The 19,770-nt window shown below is 41.9% G+C and carries 14 protein-coding genes; 10 read left to right on the forward strand and 4 right to left on the reverse strand.

The window, feature by feature from the left end; genetic code table 11:
• Positions 1–5 precede the first annotated feature (5 nt).
• Positions 6–3,239, reverse strand: coding sequence for a SusC/RagA family TonB-linked outer membrane protein (locus tag AC1D0K_RS17625; protein WP_477390776.1), 3,234 nt, complete (start codon positions 3,237–3,239; stop codon positions 6–8).
• 183 nt (positions 3,240–3,422) lie between these two features.
• Here AC1D0K_RS17625 and AC1D0K_RS17630 point away from each other — a divergent pair, with 183 nt between their 5' ends.
• From AC1D0K_RS17630 to AC1D0K_RS17645, 4 genes are all read left to right on the forward strand, one after another.
• Positions 3,423–3,755, forward strand: a complete 333-nt coding sequence (locus AC1D0K_RS17630; RefSeq protein WP_295720482.1) for a PadR family transcriptional regulator — start codon at positions 3,423–3,425, stop codon at positions 3,753–3,755.
• 24 nt (positions 3,756–3,779) lie between these two features.
• Positions 3,780–5,447, forward strand: coding sequence for a PspC domain-containing protein (locus tag AC1D0K_RS17635; protein ID WP_477390779.1), 1,668 nt, complete (start codon positions 3,780–3,782; stop codon positions 5,445–5,447).
• 22 nt (positions 5,448–5,469) lie between these two features.
• Positions 5,470–5,679 (forward strand): hypothetical protein, encoded by a 210-nt coding sequence (locus tag AC1D0K_RS17640; RefSeq protein ID WP_477390781.1) that lies wholly within the window; start codon positions 5,470–5,472, stop codon positions 5,677–5,679.
• Positions 5,680–5,924: 245 nt separating this feature from the next.
• On the forward strand, positions 5,925–8,381 hold the full coding sequence (locus AC1D0K_RS17645; protein ID WP_477442212.1) for a TonB-dependent receptor domain-containing protein: 2,457 nt from the start codon (positions 5,925–5,927) through the stop codon (positions 8,379–8,381).
• 210 nt (positions 8,382–8,591) lie between these two features.
• Here AC1D0K_RS17645 and AC1D0K_RS17650 read toward each other — a convergent pair whose 3' ends face one another.
• Positions 8,592–11,087 (reverse strand): M14 family metallopeptidase, encoded by a 2,496-nt coding sequence (locus tag AC1D0K_RS17650; protein WP_477390785.1) that lies wholly within the window; start codon positions 11,085–11,087, stop codon positions 8,592–8,594.
• 636 nt (positions 11,088–11,723) lie between these two features.
• Here AC1D0K_RS17650 and recQ point away from each other — a divergent pair.
• The 3 genes from recQ (at position 11,724) to AC1D0K_RS17665 (ending at position 15,973) form a co-directional block, all read left to right on the forward strand.
• On the forward strand, positions 11,724–13,898 hold the full coding sequence (recQ, locus tag AC1D0K_RS17655) for a DNA helicase RecQ (protein WP_477390788.1): 2,175 nt from the start codon (positions 11,724–11,726) through the stop codon (positions 13,896–13,898).
• 38 nt (positions 13,899–13,936) lie between these two features.
• Positions 13,937–15,295: a UDP-N-acetylmuramoyl-tripeptide--D-alanyl-D-alanine ligase gene (locus tag AC1D0K_RS17660; protein WP_477390790.1), complete on the forward strand. Its 1,359-nt coding sequence runs from the start codon at positions 13,937–13,939 to the stop codon at positions 15,293–15,295.
• Between the two features lie 69 nt (positions 15,296–15,364).
• Positions 15,365–15,973 carry a hypothetical protein gene (locus AC1D0K_RS17665; protein ID WP_477390792.1) on the forward strand — a complete coding sequence of 203 codons (609 nt, stop codon included), beginning with the start codon at positions 15,365–15,367 and terminating at the stop codon, positions 15,971–15,973.
• A 194-nt stretch (positions 15,974–16,167) separates the two neighbouring features.
• Here AC1D0K_RS17665 and AC1D0K_RS17670 read toward each other — a convergent pair whose 3' ends face one another.
• Positions 16,168–17,295 (reverse strand): NAD(P)/FAD-dependent oxidoreductase, encoded by a 1,128-nt coding sequence (locus AC1D0K_RS17670; protein ID WP_477390794.1) that lies wholly within the window; start codon positions 17,293–17,295, stop codon positions 16,168–16,170.
• Between the two features lie 301 nt (positions 17,296–17,596).
• Between AC1D0K_RS17670 and AC1D0K_RS17675 the strand changes: the two genes are divergently transcribed.
• A complete protein-coding gene (locus AC1D0K_RS17675) occupies positions 17,597–18,325 on the forward strand; it encodes a zinc metallopeptidase (RefSeq protein ID WP_477390796.1) in 729 nt (242 codons plus the stop codon).
• 89 nt (positions 18,326–18,414) lie between these two features.
• On the opposite strand, the gene AC1D0K_RS17680 is transcribed toward AC1D0K_RS17675, so the two are convergent.
• The gene (locus AC1D0K_RS17680) at positions 18,415–18,534 is read right to left on the reverse strand and encodes a pentapeptide repeat-containing protein (protein WP_477390798.1); all 120 of its coding nucleotides are present in this window, start codon (positions 18,532–18,534) and stop codon (positions 18,415–18,417) included.
• Between the two features lie 58 nt (positions 18,535–18,592).
• Here AC1D0K_RS17680 and AC1D0K_RS17685 point away from each other — a divergent pair, with 58 nt between their 5' ends.
• Together AC1D0K_RS17685 and AC1D0K_RS17690 are read left to right on the forward strand one after the other, a co-directional pair.
• On the forward strand, positions 18,593–19,174 hold the full coding sequence (locus AC1D0K_RS17685; RefSeq protein ID WP_477434568.1) for an RNA polymerase sigma factor: 582 nt from the start codon (positions 18,593–18,595) through the stop codon (positions 19,172–19,174).
• Positions 19,171–19,674: an anti-sigma factor family protein gene (locus AC1D0K_RS17690; RefSeq protein ID WP_477390802.1), complete on the forward strand. Its 504-nt coding sequence runs from the start codon at positions 19,171–19,173 to the stop codon at positions 19,672–19,674. The genes AC1D0K_RS17685 and AC1D0K_RS17690 overlap by 4 nt, the downstream gene beginning before the upstream one ends.
• Positions 19,675–19,770 lie beyond the last annotated feature (96 nt).

A 19,770-nucleotide genomic window follows, 5' to 3' on the forward strand; every position in this document is an offset into this window, starting at 1 on the left:
CTTTGTTAAAAAGTTACAGCTAATGTACCGCTGAATATTCTGGTTGGAGGAGTTTGGTTTACAGAGCTTCTACCAACAGCGTTGCTGGTATCTTCGCTAAACTCAGGATCGCTCCATTTGTTAGTTGATGGACGGAACATTAACAAGTTACGACCAGATACTGACACATTCACGTTTTTAATGAATTTAAAATCTCTTAACCATGCTTTAGGGAATGAGTAGCCCAAAGATGCTTCTCTTAATTTCCAGGCAGCCGCGCTAATTACGTAGTTAGCATCAACACCTAAGTAAGTTGTTGGGAAAAAGTTGAAGTTACCATCCTGGGTAAGGATGTTGGTGTTATCAACATAGCTTCCGCTTGCATTTTTGTAAACAGAGTTCGGGAAAACAAAACGCTGACGACCAGTAAGTGTAGTAGTAATACCAACACCAGAGTGATCCAAAGTATTACCAATCTGGCTAAATATTTTGTAACCACTTCTGTAATCAACAGTTAAGTTTAAAGTAAAGCCTTTGTAAGTTAATGATGATGTAAAACCTAAAAGGTCTGTAGGGTTTGTGTTACCTAATATACTTGGAGTAGCAGCTCTTGTTGGTAAACCAGTATTGGCATCAACAATTACTTTGCCTGTAGCAGGATCACGGTTCCAGTCATAACCTTTAAGTGATGGATAAGGCTGATCAACTATAGCAAATGAGCTTTGGTTTGCTGAATTTACAAGCACACCGTTTGCATTAATGCCGGTACCTATTTGTAGTTCTTTAACACCGCCTATTATACTGTTAACCTTGCTTTTTTGCTTGGTATAGTTAACACCCAAATTCCAGGTAACAGCCTGTGATTTAATCACGGTACCATGCAAATCAAGCTCAAAACCTTTATTTTCAGAATTAGCAGCATTTAACAATGCAGATACGAAACCTGATGCACGTGAAATTTGTGCAGTAACGATACCATCAGTAGTATGTGATTTGTAAGCAGAAGCAGTTAAAGTTAACCTGTCTTTAAGGAAGCCCAGGTCTAAACCAACTTCGTCTTCAGTAACTTTTTCTGGTTTGATGTTAGGATTAGCAATCCTGGTGTTTAATGAATAACCAGAGATACCACTTGCGCTGTATGGGAAACCACCAGCCAAAGCAATAGTTGGTAAAGTTGAATAAGCACCAAAAGCGATATACTGTGATCCGTTAGCCAAAGGCGAAGCGTTACCTGTTAATGAATGCGCGTAACGTATTTTAACAAAGTTAAGGTAATCGTTATCAGCTATAGATTTAAAGATCTCACTTATAACTACCGATCCATCGATATCATAATAAGGGATGTATTTGTTAGCTTTTGATAACCTGGTATCTAAATCCGTTCTGTATGATCCGTGTAAGAACGCATAGGTTTTATAACCTAAGGTTGCTTCACCAAAGTAACCCAATTTACGGGCCTGGGCAACAGCCTGGCCGGTAACGCTTGCAACAGATGCAAAGTTTGAAGTGTTATATGGCAGGAAGTTCAACGGACCATTGTTGATTGGAGTATAAGTGATCTTATTATCTAAATAAGCAACACCTAAGGTACCATTCAATTTAAAGTCATGTGGAAGTTTGGTATTAAATGCAACAAGGAAATCAGAGCTGTATAAAATGTTATTCAAGTTATAAGTTCCGAATTGTGGAAGGGTGTTTGTTGCGCTTGCCTTATGACCGGCATCAGCAATAGTATCAATACCACCTGAATTATTTGGATAGTAAATATTTTCGCCAACGTTACGGGTGTAATCGCTGAAAGAGATACCTGCATCATGATACTCGCCCCTTGTGCTGTTGTTATCAATAGAGGTGCGGTAAGATACATTTAGCCATTTGGCTAATTTTAAATTTAACTGCAAGTTAGCCTGGATGTGATTCTCAGTGTTCAAATTTCTTTGTTGCTGAATCATCTGGCCCGGGCTGATATAATAATCATTATAATAAGCATCCGGAGTACCATATTTACTTGTAGGATCTAACAGATCTTTTATAGGAACATTAAGAGGAGACTCTAACAAGTCATTATAAACTGTACCAGTGTTGGTTTTATTGGTAGTTAAGTATGTATAAGCAACAGAGTATTGAGTTGAAAATATACCATATTTTTTATCGCCACCTACACGGAATACATCTCTGCGGCCTTCATCTTTAGGCATAACAGATTTACTTTTTACATCCTGGCCTGACATGTAGAAACTACCTGTTTCATCACCAGAGTTAAAAGAGAAGTTGTGCTGGGTTGTAATACCTGTATCAAAAAAATCTTTCTTTTGATTTTTTACAGCAGAGTAGGGAACCATTTCAACAGAACCATCTGGGAACGGACGGCCAAGCGGAACTAACTTTCCATTATATTCCGGACCATAACTTTGGTTTTCGTAAGGAATATAGTAGGAAAGATCTGTAAAATCAAAAACCTCTTTTTCACCACCATTGGCACCAAAACGGCTTGAATACTCAGGAATGTAAGAAACTTTTTCAGCCTGTACTGTAGAAGATACCGTTAATGAAGAAGTTCCTTTAGCACCGTGTTTAGTAGTGATGATGATTACACCGTTTGATGCATCAGAACCATAAACAGCCGACGCACTTGAACCTTTCAATACGTTGGTTTCGGCAATGTCTTCCGGGTTAAGTGTGCTGATATCGCTATAGAAGATAGCACCATCAACTACATACAAAGGTTGGTTGTTACCGGTTAATGACCTGTTACCACGTAAAGTTACACGTGTTGGTGCAAATAAACCGCTGTTTACCGTGTTAACCTGCAAACCCGATACTTTACCGGTTAAGCCGTTTATAACACTGATTGGTTTTGCCTGGGTAATATCTTTACCAGAAACCTTTGATGTTGAGTAACCCAAAGATATTGCCTGCCTTTGGATACCCAATGCAGTTACAACAACTTCATTCAACTGGCTGTTAGCGCTCAATAGCACAACATCAAATGAGGATTTTGTACCAACTGAAACTTCCTGGGTGTTGTAACCAATGAAAGAGAAAGTAAGTACCGCGCTCGAAGGAACGCTTAGAGAGAATTTTCCGGCAGCGTTGGTCTGGGTACCACTGGAGGTGCCCTTTACCTTTACTGATACTCCCGGAATTGGTAGGCCGTCATCTTTGGCCGTAACCGTACCTGTTACTGTACGGTTTTGTGCATAAACCTGCGTTAGGCATAACAACAGAAAGCACAAACTTGCTAGTAGAAGTTTTTTCATTTTGTTAATAATAAGATCAGTTAATAGTTAATTAATGTTAAAAGTAATGTTACGTTATCAAAAAGTCAAGTATTTTCTTAAAAAAGATGACTTTTTTTTAAAAAAAGCATGTTTAATAATAAAATTTAATAATTCTAGTACTATGTATTGCATAATACAATCCAAAACATATATCTTTGTATTATGATCGTTGAAAACACACAAACCCAAATGAGGAAGGGCATACTGGAGTACTGCATTCTTTCCATTATAGCCAAGGGCGAAACATATGCATCAGACATAATTGCTGAACTTAAGAAAGCCCAACTGCTTGTAGTTGAGGGTACTCTGTACCCATTATTAACCCGTTTAAAAAACAATGGCCTGCTCACTTACAATTGGGTCGAGTCGATTTCAGGCCCCCCGAGAAAGTATTATGTACTATCTGAAGAGGGCAAAAACGTGCTGGAACAGCTGGATAAAACCTGGCAAGAATTAGTTTATGCCGTGCAAACGGCCATTGGAGACAGAAAATAAAAAAACCTGAAATTATTACGCATCATGAACAAAACAATCATAATTAACATAAACGGTACCGTTTTTCACATCGAAGAGGGTGCTTACGACGTACTTAAACTTTACATGACTGATGTAAAGCGTCATTTTTCTACCTCGGAAGACAGTCTGGAGATCACAACCGACATCGAAAACCGAATTGCAGAAATGTTTAACGAGATTTTAGCAAGCCAAAGCAAACAAGTTATTGTTGAGCAGGATGTTAACCTGGTTGTTGAGCAAATGGGCACCGTGGAGGACTTTGAATTTGCAGAAAACGATGCAAAAGCACCGGGCAACAATACCTACTCCTATAATACGGAACGCCGCAGGCTTTTCCGCGACCCTGACGATCATTTGGTGAGCGGCGTTGCAGCAGGTATTGCCAATTATTTTGATATACCTGCCGTTTGGGTAAGGTTGGCGTTTGCTATTTCGTTTTGTGTAGCAGGAACCGGGTTTTTCCTATATGCCATATTATGGATAGTAGTACCCAAAGCAATCACCCGTGCCGACAGGATGGCCATGAAAGGTGAAAAACAGGATTTGAAAGGCTTTAAAAAGAACTTTGAAGACGAATTGAGCACCGTAAAAGAAAACCTGCACAATTTTAAGCACGAAGCCAAACCATTTGTTTACAAAACCCGTGATTTTATAAGCGATTTTTTTTATCACCTGGGCGTATTTTTAAGAGGAGCCGGCAGTTTAATTGGTAAATTGATAGCAGGGGCAATTTTACTTGCTTGCTTCGGTCTTGCTGTAGCGCTCATTGTTGCTGTTGTCGGGCTTATTGCCTTTGGCAAAACAGATATATACCATATCCCCCCGTTTAACTTTGTTAACCAGGAAACCAGCGTGATATTTATTACCGGCGGCTTTTTATTGCTGGCAATACCTTTGTTTTCAATCATACTGGTGATAATAGGTTTCTTATTTAAAAACTCCTCATTTAACCGCACCATTGGCACCACCCTATTGTGCGTATGGCTGGCCGCTTTGGGCGCTGTTGTTTACTATGGTGTAAGGGCTTCTGCCGATTTCAGGCAGGGCGCAAAAATGAGCAAGACTGTCAACATCAAAGCAACTCCCAACAACACCTATTACCTGCAACTTAATGATGCCAAGTATTTAAGCAATGAGGATAGTACCCGCCTGCGTATCAAAGAGCGTTTTAATGGCATGATAATTTTAGACGATGATTTTAATGGCAACGATGATTTTGGCACAACAGACCCGGTGAACATCAATGTAGAAAAAAGTGATGTACCACAACCTGTGCTGGTTGAATCATTTATTGCAAGGGGCCGCGATGATGAAGACGCCCTGATCAACGCGAGAAACATCAGCTATCGTTTTACGCAAAAAGATTCTGTATTAAAATTCGACCGTCGTTTGGAAAGATTGGCAGGATCAAAATGGCGCGGCCAAAAGGTTTATATCACCCTTAAGGTTCCTTTGAACGCTACCCTGGTTATTGATGGCAAGCTTGACAGAAACATGGGCTTTAACCTATATGATTGCGGCCAAAGCAATAAACCATCCAATCCTAATGGTTCGGTATTCGTGATGACGGCTAATGGCCTGGAGTGTAAAATACCTCCTGTTCCGCAAGCTACTATTGATAGCCTCAGGAAACAAGAGCTTGTAGATAGCATCAAAAATTCCGGTCAATAGTAATCGGCTCAATTACAACCTCATGAAAACACTGATAAAATATATAAGCCTGCTATTATTTAGCGGGCTTATTATTCCTTTTTACAGCATTACATTCAACGCCGCCAATCCAACTCCTGCTAATTCAACCACTTTAATCTCAGCCGGTAGTAACCGCCCTTTAGGCCAGGCTGTCATTATAGACATAGCTAAAAATATCTTCCCTGCATTAAAAAGTTTAATTTCTCTGTAACCAATTACCCCTATTGTGCATCTTATACAAAAACGCACACAAATTACAGACCGGGGCCTATCAGGACAAAACATTGCCATCGCCCCTTAAACTGATACACTATGAAACAAACCGCTTATACATTATAATTACTAACCACACCTAAGGCTAAGCGCCAAAACAGCTCATACTTATTTACACATTTTTTAAAAGGAAGCATTTTCCTTAACGGCTTTTTATTGCCCAAACTTTTTAAAAACATACAAATGAAAACTAAAATCAATCATATATTATATACCCTCCTGCTTGTAGTTATCAGCTGGGGTGTATCTTTTGGCCAAACCGGCAAAACCGGGAGCGCCAAAGTATCCGGCTCCCTTGTAAATGACCAGGGTAAACCGCTTGATTTTGCCAGCGTGAGCATCATCAATGCATCAGATTCAACCATAGTGAAGGGTGCTTTAAGTAATGATAACGGTGTTTATTCCTTTGATAAGGTTCCAACCGGCAAATACCTGATAAAGGCTACCGTGGTTGGCTATGCAAAAGCAATAAGTCAACCCTTTACTATTACCGAAAAATCGGCTCACATATCGGTACCTGTTTTAAACCTGCAACAAGGTACCAACGCTTTAAAAACAGTTAGTATCACAGCTAGCAAACCTTTGATTGAACGTAAGATTGACCGAACCGTAATGAATGTGGAAGGCAGCGTACTTGCCGCAGGCAATACCGCTATGGAGATACTGGCAAGGGCCCCAGGTGTTACTGTTGATAAAGATGATAACATCAGCCTTAAAGGGAAACAGGGTGTAACCGTAATGATTAACGACAAACTCACTTACCTAACTGCCGCACAGTTGGCAACCTTGTTGCGCTCCACAGATGGCAATACCATTAAATCTATCGAGATCATCACCAACCCATCGGCTAAATATGATGCAGCAGGCAACTCGGGCATCATCAATATCAAACTAAAAAAGAATACGCAGTCGGGTACAAATGGTAGTATTACTGTTGGTGCTGCCAAAGGCAAATACTGGAGAGACAACAGCAGCCTGAACCTTAACCATAAAGATGGTAATTTAAATGTGTTTGGCACTTTTAGTCGTGGTGATAGCAAGCGAGGTCATGATTTGCTGCTTGACCGTGTGGCTACTGATGCACAAGGGAATAAAACCTACATTAACCAGGATTCGCACATGCCGGGATCAAATCATTATAATAACTATCGCCTGGGTGCCGATTATGATCTTACTCCCAAACATGCCATCGGTTTTGTGGTAAGCGGCTACTCCAACGGCGGTACCGACAACAACAGCACATCTACTATTTTTGGTAAACAATTTGGCGTTGCCGATTCATCATTGCGCACTACATCTTTAATAAAGCAAACCTATAAAAACTTTGCCCTTAACCTTAACGACAGACTTAAGATTGATACCAGCGGACAGGAGTTAGGTATTGACCTTGACTATTCCAAGTTCAGAAACAACTCAAACGCCTTTTATTATACAAACTATTTTAAACAAGATGGAACCAAACAACATGCTCCTTTAAACCTTAGCAACCAAACGCCATCAACTATAACTATATATACAGCCAAGATTGATTATACCAAACCCTTAACCAAAACCATAAAGCTGGAAGTTGGGGCAAAATACAGTAATGTAAAAACCGATAACGACCTGCAGGCGCAAAAACAGGATAGCATTACCAATTTATATGGGCTTGATGCTTCCAGAACCAATCGCTTTATTTACGACGAAAAAATTACCGCGGGCTATATCAACCTGAATAAACAATTCAAAAAAGCATCTATCCAATTGGGTCTCCGCGCCGAGCAAACCAAATCAAACGGCAATTTATTAGGCAGCACGCCGGTAACCCGCAGCTATTTAAACTTTTTTCCAAGTGTGTTTATCAACCGCACATTAAATGATAAAAACGAGATCAGCTTCTCCTATAGCCGCCGTATTGACCGCCCGGGTTATGATGACCTTAACCCCTTCATTTATTACCTTGATCCTATTACCTTTTCGCAGGGTAACGCGTTCCTTAAGCCACAATACACACAAAACTTTGAGTTTAATTATACCTATAACCACACTGTAAATGTAAGCCTTGGCTACAGCCATACTACAGATGCCATTACCGAACTGATACTTACAGAAGGGCAAAAAACATTTGAAACTCACCAAAACCTGCAAACACAAACCGGGTATAACATTAATATAAACACCCCCTTTACCATTACTAAATGGTGGGAAGGTAACGTTAACCTTACCGGGTTTTATCTCGGCTTTAAATCAGATACGCTTGCAGGCTTCAATTTTAATGATGGCCGGGCAGCTTTCCAGGGCAGAACAACGCAAACATTTAAATTTGCCGGCTACCGTTTAGAGGTAATGGGCGACTACCAATCGCCATTAACTTACGGCATATATAAAATAAGGCCTCGCTATTCTGTTGATTTGGGCGTAAGCAAATCATTCATGGATAAGAAACTTAATGTTAAGCTGGCCTGTGATGATGTTTTCAACATCCGCCGCAATGACCTGAGCAGCCATGCGCTCAACAACAACTTTGATATTAAACAAAGGAACGATAGCCGTGTAGGTCGCCTTACGTTAACTTACAACTTCGGCAACAGCTCCATCAAATCGCGCGAACACCGCAGCGGCGCCGATGATGAAAAAGGAAGGGTGAAGGGAAATAATTAAGTTGCAGTTGAGAGTTAGCAGTTGGCAGCTAAAAGAAAGAGCGATGAGTATGACACTCACCGCTCTTTCTTTTAGATTGTTTTTCATGGACCGAGATTAAAGTCCTACAGGATTTGTCTAACTTGTTTACCCCTTCAAAAACTGCAAACTGCAAACTGCAAACTGCAAACTGCAAACTGCAAACTGCAAACTGCAAACTGCAAACTGCCTCTACTGCCCTACCATAAACACTGCGTTGCAAAACAGCAGCTTACCGTTTTCCCAAAAACTACGGAACAACGGATCGTCAACCATATATACTACAGACCCACGGCCCATGGATTGAACACCAAGCAGCAGGCCATTATTGATCTTTTGTTTGGCCTGCGCACCCGCAAAGCCAGATACATAGCTATCCTTTTTAATAGTGCCTACATTCCAGCCATCTTCGCCGCCAAACAGCTCATATATATCATCGTTAAGCTTTAATGAGTAATAATAATTGGGTAAACCAAAACCAAGCGGGTGGGTGTTATCAAGGTTAAGTTTAAAAATGGCGCCGGGAATCATACCACGGATGGCGTCACGATCGCGGTCACCATATATTTTAACGGTTTTGTCTTTATCCTTATCGTCTTTTTTATCGTCTTTCTTTTTTATCAGGAACCCTTTCTTATCAACCAGTAACGCTACAGCATTATCTACCGCTATAAGCTTCCCGCCATCGCGAACCCAGTTCTGTAGTTTCTCGGATGGAAAATCATCGTACCTGCCGTCAGGAAAAATTGCCACATCAAAATCGGCCAAACGGGTGCGGCCAATATCCTGGTATCTTACCAGGCTAATAGGGTAACCCAACTGTGCTTCAAACAGGTGCCATACCTCTCCCATCGCTTCGGAGTTTACTCCATCGCCGGCAACCAGCATAACTTTAGGCTGGCGAATATACCTTACCGCGTCAGAGCCAAGGTCTGATCCTTTATCAACAAACCCTGATGACAGCGGCGTAACCTCCTGGTTAAGCTCTGCAGCTGTTTGAGTAACTGCCTGGTCAAAATCGGCACGGTCATTTCCAGATCGGGTTATTAATAATGATCCGGGTGCAAAATGCTTACCTGCCGCGTCAAATGGTTTTTCGGAGTAACGCACCTTTACCTTCTTTTTAAGCAAAGCAGCCAGGAATTTTACATCGCCAACAGATTGCCATGCCGATACATAGGCATACGCATGTGTATTTACCAACGGCTTGGGCGCCACAATGCTCCATTCGGCACTTGCAGGTTTAAAAGATTCTTTAACACCATAGGCCTTTAAACCAAAAGCGTAAGGTAATGACCATGCTGTAATATCATAAGTGTTTGAATCCGGGATAAAAGTCCTGGGCTCCAGCAACACATGCAGCAATACCGCTTTAGGCTGATAGGCGTTTACCACCAGGTCATTAGGCCCTACATTATATTGCTCAGTTTTACCTGTTATATAATCATACCCGGTTACCGCCTTATTACCTAAGCCAAAACCATACTGGATACCGTTGCGGGCAAGCAATTTGGCCATGGCGTTTATTTTATTGTTGTTATCGTTTTTAATAACATAGGTTTTGTACTCGCCCGGAGGATTGGCGCGACTATTATCAAAAAACTTTTTGAACTCATCTTTCAGCTTTTGCGCATTAGCCGATGCTGTTTCTATAGTACTTAAGCCGGTTGCATGGTGGTGAGCCACACGCTGTACTAAAGTAAGCGTATCGCCGCTGCGGGTAACAACCGCCAAACCGGCGCTGATTCCCCCCTGCTCATACGTCATCCCTATTGAACCGTTATATAAGGGATAGGTATCGCCGTATGATGGGTAAAGCAAGTCGAACTCGTATTTGGTAAAATACATCCAACCGTTTTGGTCAAAATATTTAGCGTTGTTTTTACCAATGGTAACCTGGAAATCGCGCTGCCATTGGGTAATATCTTTATGATATGGCTCTGCTGCGGGGGCAAAGTAATAAGGGGCATTATATCCCTGCTCGTGATAATCCACATGCACCTGCGGCAACCATTGGTTAAATAAACCTACACGGGCCTGGGTTTCCTTTTGCTGCTGCCATGCCCAATCGCGGTTAAGGTCAAAATAATAATGGTTTACTCTGCCACCCGGCCATGGTTCGGCATGCTCGCGCGATGTTGGGTTGGCATCGGGCACAATACCATGTACAGAATTATAAAAATTAACATACCTGTCGCGCCCATCCGGGTTTAAGCAGGGGTCAATAACAACCAACGTATTTTTAAGCCAGGCCTGCGTAGTTGTATTAGCCGGATCAACCAGGTCATACAAGGTCCACATAGCTGCTTCGCTTGATGCCGGCTCATTACCATGCACGTTATAGCTCAACCAGGTAATTACGGGCACATTAGCCAGCAAGGGGCCGCTTTCTATCCCGGCTACACGTAAGTTATTATGACGAATCTCTTCCAACCTGCCAATGTTCTCATCTGATGCGATGAACATAGCCAGCAATGGCCTGCCTTCGTTAGTAGTGCCAAACTGTTGCAGCTTTACATTTTTAGATGCCTGGGCTATGTATTTAAAGTATTCAACAATGCGGTAATGCGGGGTAAACTGTTCGCCCGGCTTATAACCCAGGAACTCTTCGGGCGATTGTATTTTTTGGGCAAAGGCCGAAAAGAAAAAGCTGACAAAAACAAAAAGGAGTAGATGTTTTTTTAACATAATATATGTGTAGGATAAGAGATACGCTAATATGCGAATTTATTTCAAATGTGCGGATATGCGAGATTGCAGATGTGCGGATTGTTACAATGCGTTGGATGTGCAGATCTCAAATTACAGATATGCAGATGATTTTAAATTCTGTTAATTCTTAGAGTCTGTATAAATTTGATTCATTAATGTTTTTATGCTTCTAATGAAGCACATATTTTCGCGTCATTGCGAGAATCCGTCAGGGGTAAATCTGAAAAAAATGTTGATGACATATAGCAAGCGCGGCTTTCCGTAGAGACGCATATTTGCGTCTCCAGCTATACAGAGCGGATTTGCATTTCCGACTTGCACGCGGGAGACGCAAATATGCGTCTCTACAAAACAAAAAAATATTCTGATAATCAATAATTTACACGGACATCATTATAAAGTATGAAGCAATCTCCACATAGGCAGATCGACCTTATGAGCCCTCTGTACAGCTTAGAGATTGCTTCGTACCTCGCAATGACGATCTATTTATTTTGGACAGCTTCTTAAATTTTACAAATTCCGGTTCAGACAAAAAACCTAAAAATTTTAGCAAGCTGCCTTATAATTCGTAATTTGCACATCTAAAATTTGAAATCTGCACATCTAAATATGCTCCCATTACAGGCCCTGCAAAAGTATTTTGGTTATAGCGCGTTTAGGCACCAGCAGGAGGCTATTATTCAGCATGTATTAAACAAGCAGGATGTAATGGCGCTGATGCCAACCGGTGGCGGTAAATCATTATGCTACCAGTTGCCAGCGGTATTATTGAACGGACTTACCATCGTAATATCGCCACTTATAGCCTTAATGAAAGACCAGGTTGACAGCCTGAATGTTAGTGGCATCCCGGCAGCATTTTTAAATTCGGCCCAAAACCCCGATGAACAAAGGCGATTGGTTGAGCAACTCAGAAACAATCAAATAAAACTGCTTTATTTAGCTCCCGAACGGCTGTTTGGCGGCGATAATAAAATGATCACCTTTTTAAAGACCCTGCCGGTAGTACAGATAGCTATTGATGAAGCGCATTGCATCTCGTCATGGGGGCATGATTTCAGGCCAGAATACCTGATGCTGGCACAGCTAAAAAACGAGTTCCCCAATGTGCCGGTCATCGCACTTACCGCTACTGCCGATAAGCTTACCCAAAAAGATATACTGGAGAAATTAAATCTCCATAAACCCGCGGTATTTGTATCCTCCTTTAACCGGGCCAATATTACTTACCGGGTTATCCCCAAAAAAAACAGCTTTAAACAGCTTATTGCTTTTTTGAATGAGCGACCAGACGAATCGGGCATCATATACTGCCTGTCGCGCAAATCAACCGAGGAACTGGCTGCCGACCTTAAGGACGAGGGCTTTGCCGCCGAAGCCTATCATGCCGGGCTAAGCAATGAGGTAAAAGTCAAGAATCAGGAAGCTTTTTTGCGCGATGATGTAAAGATCATTGTGGCAACCATTGCCTTCGGGATGGGCATCAATAAATCAAACGTGCGCTACGTAGTGCATATTGATCTGCCAAAAAATATCGAGGGCTATTACCAGGAAACAGGTAGGGCCGGGCGCGATGGACTGCCATCAGAAGCATTACTACTGTATTCGCCGGGCGATGCGGGCAAGCTGCAGCACTTTGCCCGCATTGAGGGTAACGAAACGCAAAGCCGAATCATGCTTAACAAGCTGAACGATATGGTGAAATATTGCCAGCTGCAGGCTTGCAGAAGGCAGTACCTCATGAATTATTTTGACGAGGCTTTTCCGCCCAATTGCGGCTCATGCGATTTTTGCTTAACCGAGTTTAAACGCTTTGATGGTACGCTGATAGCCCAAAAAGCGCTATCGGCAGTGGCCCGGTTAAATGAGCGCTTTGGAGTTAATTATGTTATTGATTTTTTACGGGGATCAAAAACCGAAAAGATCCGCGATGAACATAAGCTGCTGAAAACCTATGGCATTGGCGTCGATATCAGCAAGACCGACTGGCAACGCTACATCCGCGAGCTGATCACCATGGATTACCTGCACATTACCGATGATGGCTATCCTATAGTAAAACTAACCCACAAAAGCGCTTCAGTATTAAAAGGCCTTCAAAAAGTTGAATTTATTGAAAGCGAAGTAGTAGAGGAAACTCATACCCATGAGCAGGCACCACCTCATGAAAGCGAACTGCTGAGCCGCTTAAAGAGTGTACGTAACGATATTGCCCGGTTAGAAAATGTACCGGCCTACATCATCGTATCTGATGCTACCCTGTTGGAGATGGCCACCTTCCTGCCGCTTAGTTTAGATGAGTTGCGTTTAATATCGGGCTTTGGCGATATTAAACTGGCCCGTTATGGGCGGGAATTACTGCAGCCAGTTAAAGATTATTGTAAAGAAAAAGGACTGGAATCCAAGATAGCCTATAAATCGCCCAAACGCGAACGCAAGGCCAAAACCCAAAAAGCAGAACGGACGCCGAAAACACGCAAAACCAATGATACCCGTACCGAAACGTTTACCATGTATCGCCAGGGTAAAGGCATAACCGAAATTGCAGCCGCCCGTGGCTTATCCCCCATGACCATTGAAGGTCATTTGAGCCATTTTATTGAATCGGGCGAAATAGATATCCTCGAAATCGTATCACAGGAAAAAATTCCTGTTATTAAAGATGCCGTGGAGAGTTATGGCCGCGAGATGCTATCGCCATTAAAGCAAATTTTGGGCGATGATTACAGCTACGGCGAAATTAAAGCCGTAATAAGCTGGATGAACAAAAACGAAATAATTTAACTTTGTTATACAAACGCCATCAAGCGTTCAGATTAAGTATGACCACTACCCAACAACTATACCAGCTATACCTGCAACACCCTGCTATCAGTACCGATACCCGCCGCATAGGCGCGGGCAGCCTCTTTTTTGCCCTGAAGGGTGATAAATTTGATGCAAACACCTTTGCCGCGAAAGCAATTGAAGCCGGTGCAGCTTATGCTGTGATAGATAATCCCGAATATCAGTTGGGCGATAAATATTTATTGGTGGCAGATGTGCTAACTACTTTGCAGGATCTCGCCCGCTACCATCGCAGGCAATTAAATATTCCAGTTATTGGTCTTACAGGCACTAACGGTAAAACCACCACCAAGGAGCTGATCAACGCTGTACTATCCCAACATTTTAAAACCCAGGCCACACAAGGCAATTTAAATAACCATATAGGTGTACCACTTACCATTTTAACTATAGATGCCTCGCACCAAGCAGCGGTTATTGAAATGGGCGCCAATCACCAAAAAGAAATTGAATTGCTTTGCAGCATTGCACAACCAAGCCACGGCTTGATTACTAATGTGGGTAAAGCGCATTTGGAGGGCTTTGGAGGTGTTGAGGGTGTAAAAAAGGGCAAAGGGGAATTGTATGATTATTTTTTTGAGTCCGAAAGTCCGAAAGTCCGAAAGTCGGATACTGCTGTTTTCATCAATAGCGACGATAATACCTTAATTGAAATGGCAGAGGCACGCAAGTTGCATAACGTGGTTTATTATGGCACTAACACTGTTGACGACCTGGTTAGTGGTGAGTTAATAGAAAACTCGCCCCTGCTTACTTTAGCGTGGACCAACAATAAAACGGGCGATAATTATAAAGTAAAAACCCAGCTTACCGGCGCTTATAATCTGCATAATATATTGGCGGCTATAACAATCGGCACCTATTTTAAATTATCCTCTGCGGAGATCAATGCCGGGATTGAAGGCTACCAACCTACAAACAACCGGTCGCAAATTGTTAAAACGACTACCAACACACTTATTTGTGATTACTACAATGCTAACCCAAGCAGCATGTTTGTAGCTATCGAAAACATCGGCAAGCTTGAAGCCAACCGCAAAGTACTTATCCTTGGCGATATGTTTGAGATGGGACCAGAATCAGCGGTGGAGCATGCTTCAGTAATGCAGAAAGCTTTGGATACAGCCGTGGATGAACGGATTTTTATAGGAAAAGACTTTGTTGCAGCTGCCCAATCCATGGACCATCGGCCATCCACAATCGACAAAAACCAATTTTATGTTACCGCCGAGGATGCCATTGCCGGCTTAAAAGCTAACCCTATTACCGGTTCAACTATCCTGATCAAAGGATCAAGAGGGATGGCTTTGGAACGTTTGGCGGAGTTGTTTTAAAAAAAGCTCCATTTTGAGAGATTGTCCAAAGTAATTTATTGGAGTTGGGCTTAAACAAGTTCTACATAAATGTCATCAACGCTTGATTTAAAGAAACAACCGAAGTCAATGAACGAATCCCATAACGCCATAAGATATAAAGTTAATTATCAAATGAGCATTCAGAAGCTGAGATTAATTTATGACCGCAGCTTTGCAATGATATTTGACTATACGATGGCTTACTTGATAGGCTTGTTTCCAGTTATAGCTTTTTCACTTTCTCTTATCGCGCAACCTGATAACCTACCTGCTATAAGTCTTGTGTTTTACACTGCTTGTTTTCTATTCGACGTTTGGATGATTATCAATCTTTACTTATTGAAAGCACTGGTAAAAATTGACATAGGAGACATAGCTAATAAAGACAACATAGAAAATGCCCTAAATCAGTTTTATGACAATCTTAAGTTTGAGGAAATATCTGAAAATGTATTTCAATATGAAAAGCCATCCAGCTTTTTAAAAGGATGGTATGGAAAAGTGGTAACCGTATTAGTTGATGATTATATTATTTATCTTAACGTAACTTCATTAGGAAGAGGAGACACGCCATCAGCAATACATGGATTATACAATTATCTTAAATGCAAGAAGATTGCTAAGCAAATGGCCATAGTGCCTAACCATTCTTTATAACCACACCCATACCATTGCATCTAACCGCGCAAAAAACGGGGAGAGTTGTTTTAAAAAAGATTGATTCTGAGAGGCTGAACAAATTTATATGGAATTGTAGAGACGTATATTTACGTCTCTAACTATACAGCGCGGATATACAAGATTGGGACAATAACCTACCTACTGGTAAAGCAATTTATCATTTTCCAAAATCAGGCAAGCACCAGCTCCGCCACTTCCTCTCCCACCAAACTTCCCATAGCCACGCCCATGCCATTGCATCTAACAGCGCAGAAAATACCGGGTTTTACTTCTTTTACTATCGGGCTTAGCTCTTCGCCAAAACCCATGATGCCGCTCCACCAATAGTCAATTTCCACTTCCTGATTCGGCAGGATCACATCCTTCAAATAGCTAACTAATTTTTCTTTTACAACATCTGTATGCCCAAAGACCCAGGTTTCTTCGGCTTTATAATCCAGGTTGCGGCCGCCCCCGAATAATACCCGGTTATCAATATTACGGAAGTAGTAATAGCCATCATTAAAATGATAAGTTCCCTTTAGCTTTAAACCGGGTACCGGTTTGGTGATCAAAACCTGCCCCCTGCCGGGAATAACATTCAGTTCGGGATACAACTGGCTGGCAAATGCATTGGTGGCCAGGATTACTTTGCCTGCTTTAAAATTACCTTGAGTGGTTTGCAGGATGATGTGTTTGTCTTCCTGTTCAATTGCGGTGATCTCCACATTGTTTAGCACCAGTACGCCCAACTCGTATACCTTATATAATAAGGTACGCATCATTCTACCGGTATGTATCTGGCCTTCAAACGGGTTGTAGATCATGTGGCTTACCTTATTAAAGCCAAAATCTGCAATTTTTTCATCAGCTACTGCATAAATGTCAGCCTCCCCTATAGCCTGTTTTAATAGATTATTGAGGTTTTCTACCTGGTCGAAAGCTTTTTTTGCTGCGTCGCCTTCATCCACCATAAATAACTCATGCCCACCATATTGATGATAGTCAATATGGGCATCGCCAAGGTTTTGCCTTAAGCGTTGCAGGCCGCGCCACTTATAATCTACCAGCCGCATAGCTTCTGCTTCTGACGAGCGGTTTATTACTTCAATTTGTTCGCTCACTGTACCAAAACAGGCAAAACCAGCGTTTTTAGTACTGGCCCCTGATGGTAAAAAGCCCCGCTCCAAAACCAATACCTTTAAAGCAGGTTGCTGCTTTTTTAAATGCAAAGCGGCACTTAAGCCAACAAGACCACTACCAACGATGATCACATCGGCATTATCAATAAACGCGGTACGCTCCCAGTATGAATACATGTTAAGTCAAAAGTAAAAATTCAAATTCAAAAGCCTTGCAAATGGGAATTTACTTTTGACATGAACAACGAAACGGAATAATTTTTGAATGTGAGTAGTTATACATGTACTTGAAGTTACGTAATATAGATTGAGTTCTTGAAAGACTATTTCCGAACACGTCATTGAGAGGTACGAAGCAATCTCTACACAGGCAGATCTGCCCTGCACAGTCCGCTCTGTATAGCAAAGAGATTGCTTCGTACCTCGCAATGACGGTGGAGAATTAAGGTATTTTGACTTTTTAATTTTGACTTAATATATGAATCACTTATCGTTAATTATTGGATACATAAGCTATAATTCGGCCTGGCTATTGATGATTTTGATTGCCGTGGTGAGTTTTATTGTGCAGTGGCGATTTAAGAGTAAATTTAAACAGTATTCAGAGATCGGCCTGCTATCCGGTCTTTCGGGCCAGGAGGTAGCGGTAAAGATGCTGCGCGCCCATGGCATATTTGATGTGCAGGTATTGTGTGTGGAAGGTCAGCTGAGCGATCATTATAACCCCGAAACAAAAACAGTTAACCTGAGCCAGGATGTTTATTATAGCCGGAGCATAGCCGCCGCCGCGGTTGCCGCTCATGAATGCGGTCACGCGGTACAACATGCGCAGGCGTATGGCTGGTTGAGCTTCCGCTCGGCTATGGTACCTATTATCAATGTGGCATCAACCTTAACCCAGTGGACATTGTTCATTGGTGTAATGTTGTTATTTTTTGCCCATAACCCGATTGTACTGGCGGTTGGCGTTGCTGCATTGGCATTGGTTACCTTTTTCAGTTTTGTTACCCTACCTGTTGAGTTTGATGCAAGCCGCCGCGCGCTGGCCTGGCTTAGCAACAATTATAGCATTATACAAACAAGCGAAGAACTGGAGCTGGCTAAAGATGCCCTGTGGTGGGCCGCCATGACCTATGTTGTTGCTGCTATAAGCGCATTGGCTACGCTGGTTTACTACGCTTCGTTTTTATTCAACAGGAGAAATTAAGGCGGAGCTTCGGATGTGCAAATTTCAGATGTGCAGATTTTTGATCCCCGTTGAGAAAAAAGGCATAAGCATATCGGGCCTTCTTACCTTTACAGCAAGGTTCGGTTTATAACATTATCTGCACATCTGAAATCTGCACATCTGAAATCTGCACATCTGAAATCTGCACATCTGAAATCTGCACATCTGAAATCTGCACATCTGCACATATTTCCTTATCTTGGTGTAACCTAAATAAAAGCCCGGTAGTCATAGAGGTTGTAACACATGCAAAGCAAGCTTTCAGATATCGATCTTATAGAACAGACACTGGCTGGTAACCAGTCGGCGTATGCCGACCTGGTTAAGCGGCACCAGCGTTTTGTATTTACGCTGGCTATGCGTTTTTCTAAAAGCCGGGAGGATGCTGAGGAAATTGCACAGGACTGCTTTATAAAAGCATATCGCTCGCTGGCTGCGTACCAGGGGCAATCAAAATTTACAACATGGCTGTATACTATTGTATACCATACAGCCATGACATTTTTAAGAAAAAAAAGGGTAGCCACAGATTCAATAGACGATGAGGGTACTTATATACAGGTAGAAAACCACGAGTCGGCTTATGATGCCGATAACGTGGAAAATAAATCGCGATCGTTTTACCTGAACCAGGCCATTGAGCAATTGTTACCCGATGATGCCACCATTATCACGTTATTTTACAAGGGCGAGCAATCTTTAGAAGAAATTGCCCAAACACTGGGAATGGAGGCTAATACGGTTAAGGTAAAACTATTTAGGGCGCGCCAGCGTTTGAAAGAGAAGCTGGAGCGTAATTTAAAACATGAGGTTAAAGAATTGATATGAACACCATAGAAGAAAAACTCTGGAATTACATTGATGGCACCTGCACGCCAGCCGAGCGGGACGCCATTGCCAGGCTTATTGAGCAGGATGAGGTGTACAGCCAAAAATACCAGGAACTACTATTGCTAAACCAAGAGTTTGCAAGCATGGAACTTGACGAACCCTCAATGGCCTTTACCTATAATGTAATGGAAACAATCCGCACAGAAAATGCACGCCAGCCGTTAAAAGCGGCTATTGATAAGCGCATTATCATTGGCGTGGGCGCTTTCTTTATGTTTACCATACTGGCTTTGTTAATATTTACAATAGCCAATACTCATTTTTCTTTTCCGGCCGGCAATGTAAAAGTTAACCTGCCGGCAGGTATAAAACTACCAAGCGCGGGCAGTATTTTTAGCAGCCAGGTATTTAAATGGTTTTTGGTATTTGATGTGGTGCTGGCTTTGTTTTTAACTGATAGTTACCTGCGCAGAAAAAACACTGCAAAACACGCATAAAGTGTGTTAAATGGTGTACTACAAAACAAACAGTGCTTATTAGTTAATTACACTCACACATCATAAATATTTATTTTTAAGCACTTTAAATAACTT

Source organism: Mucilaginibacter sp. P1_A3, from assembly GCF_056406855.1.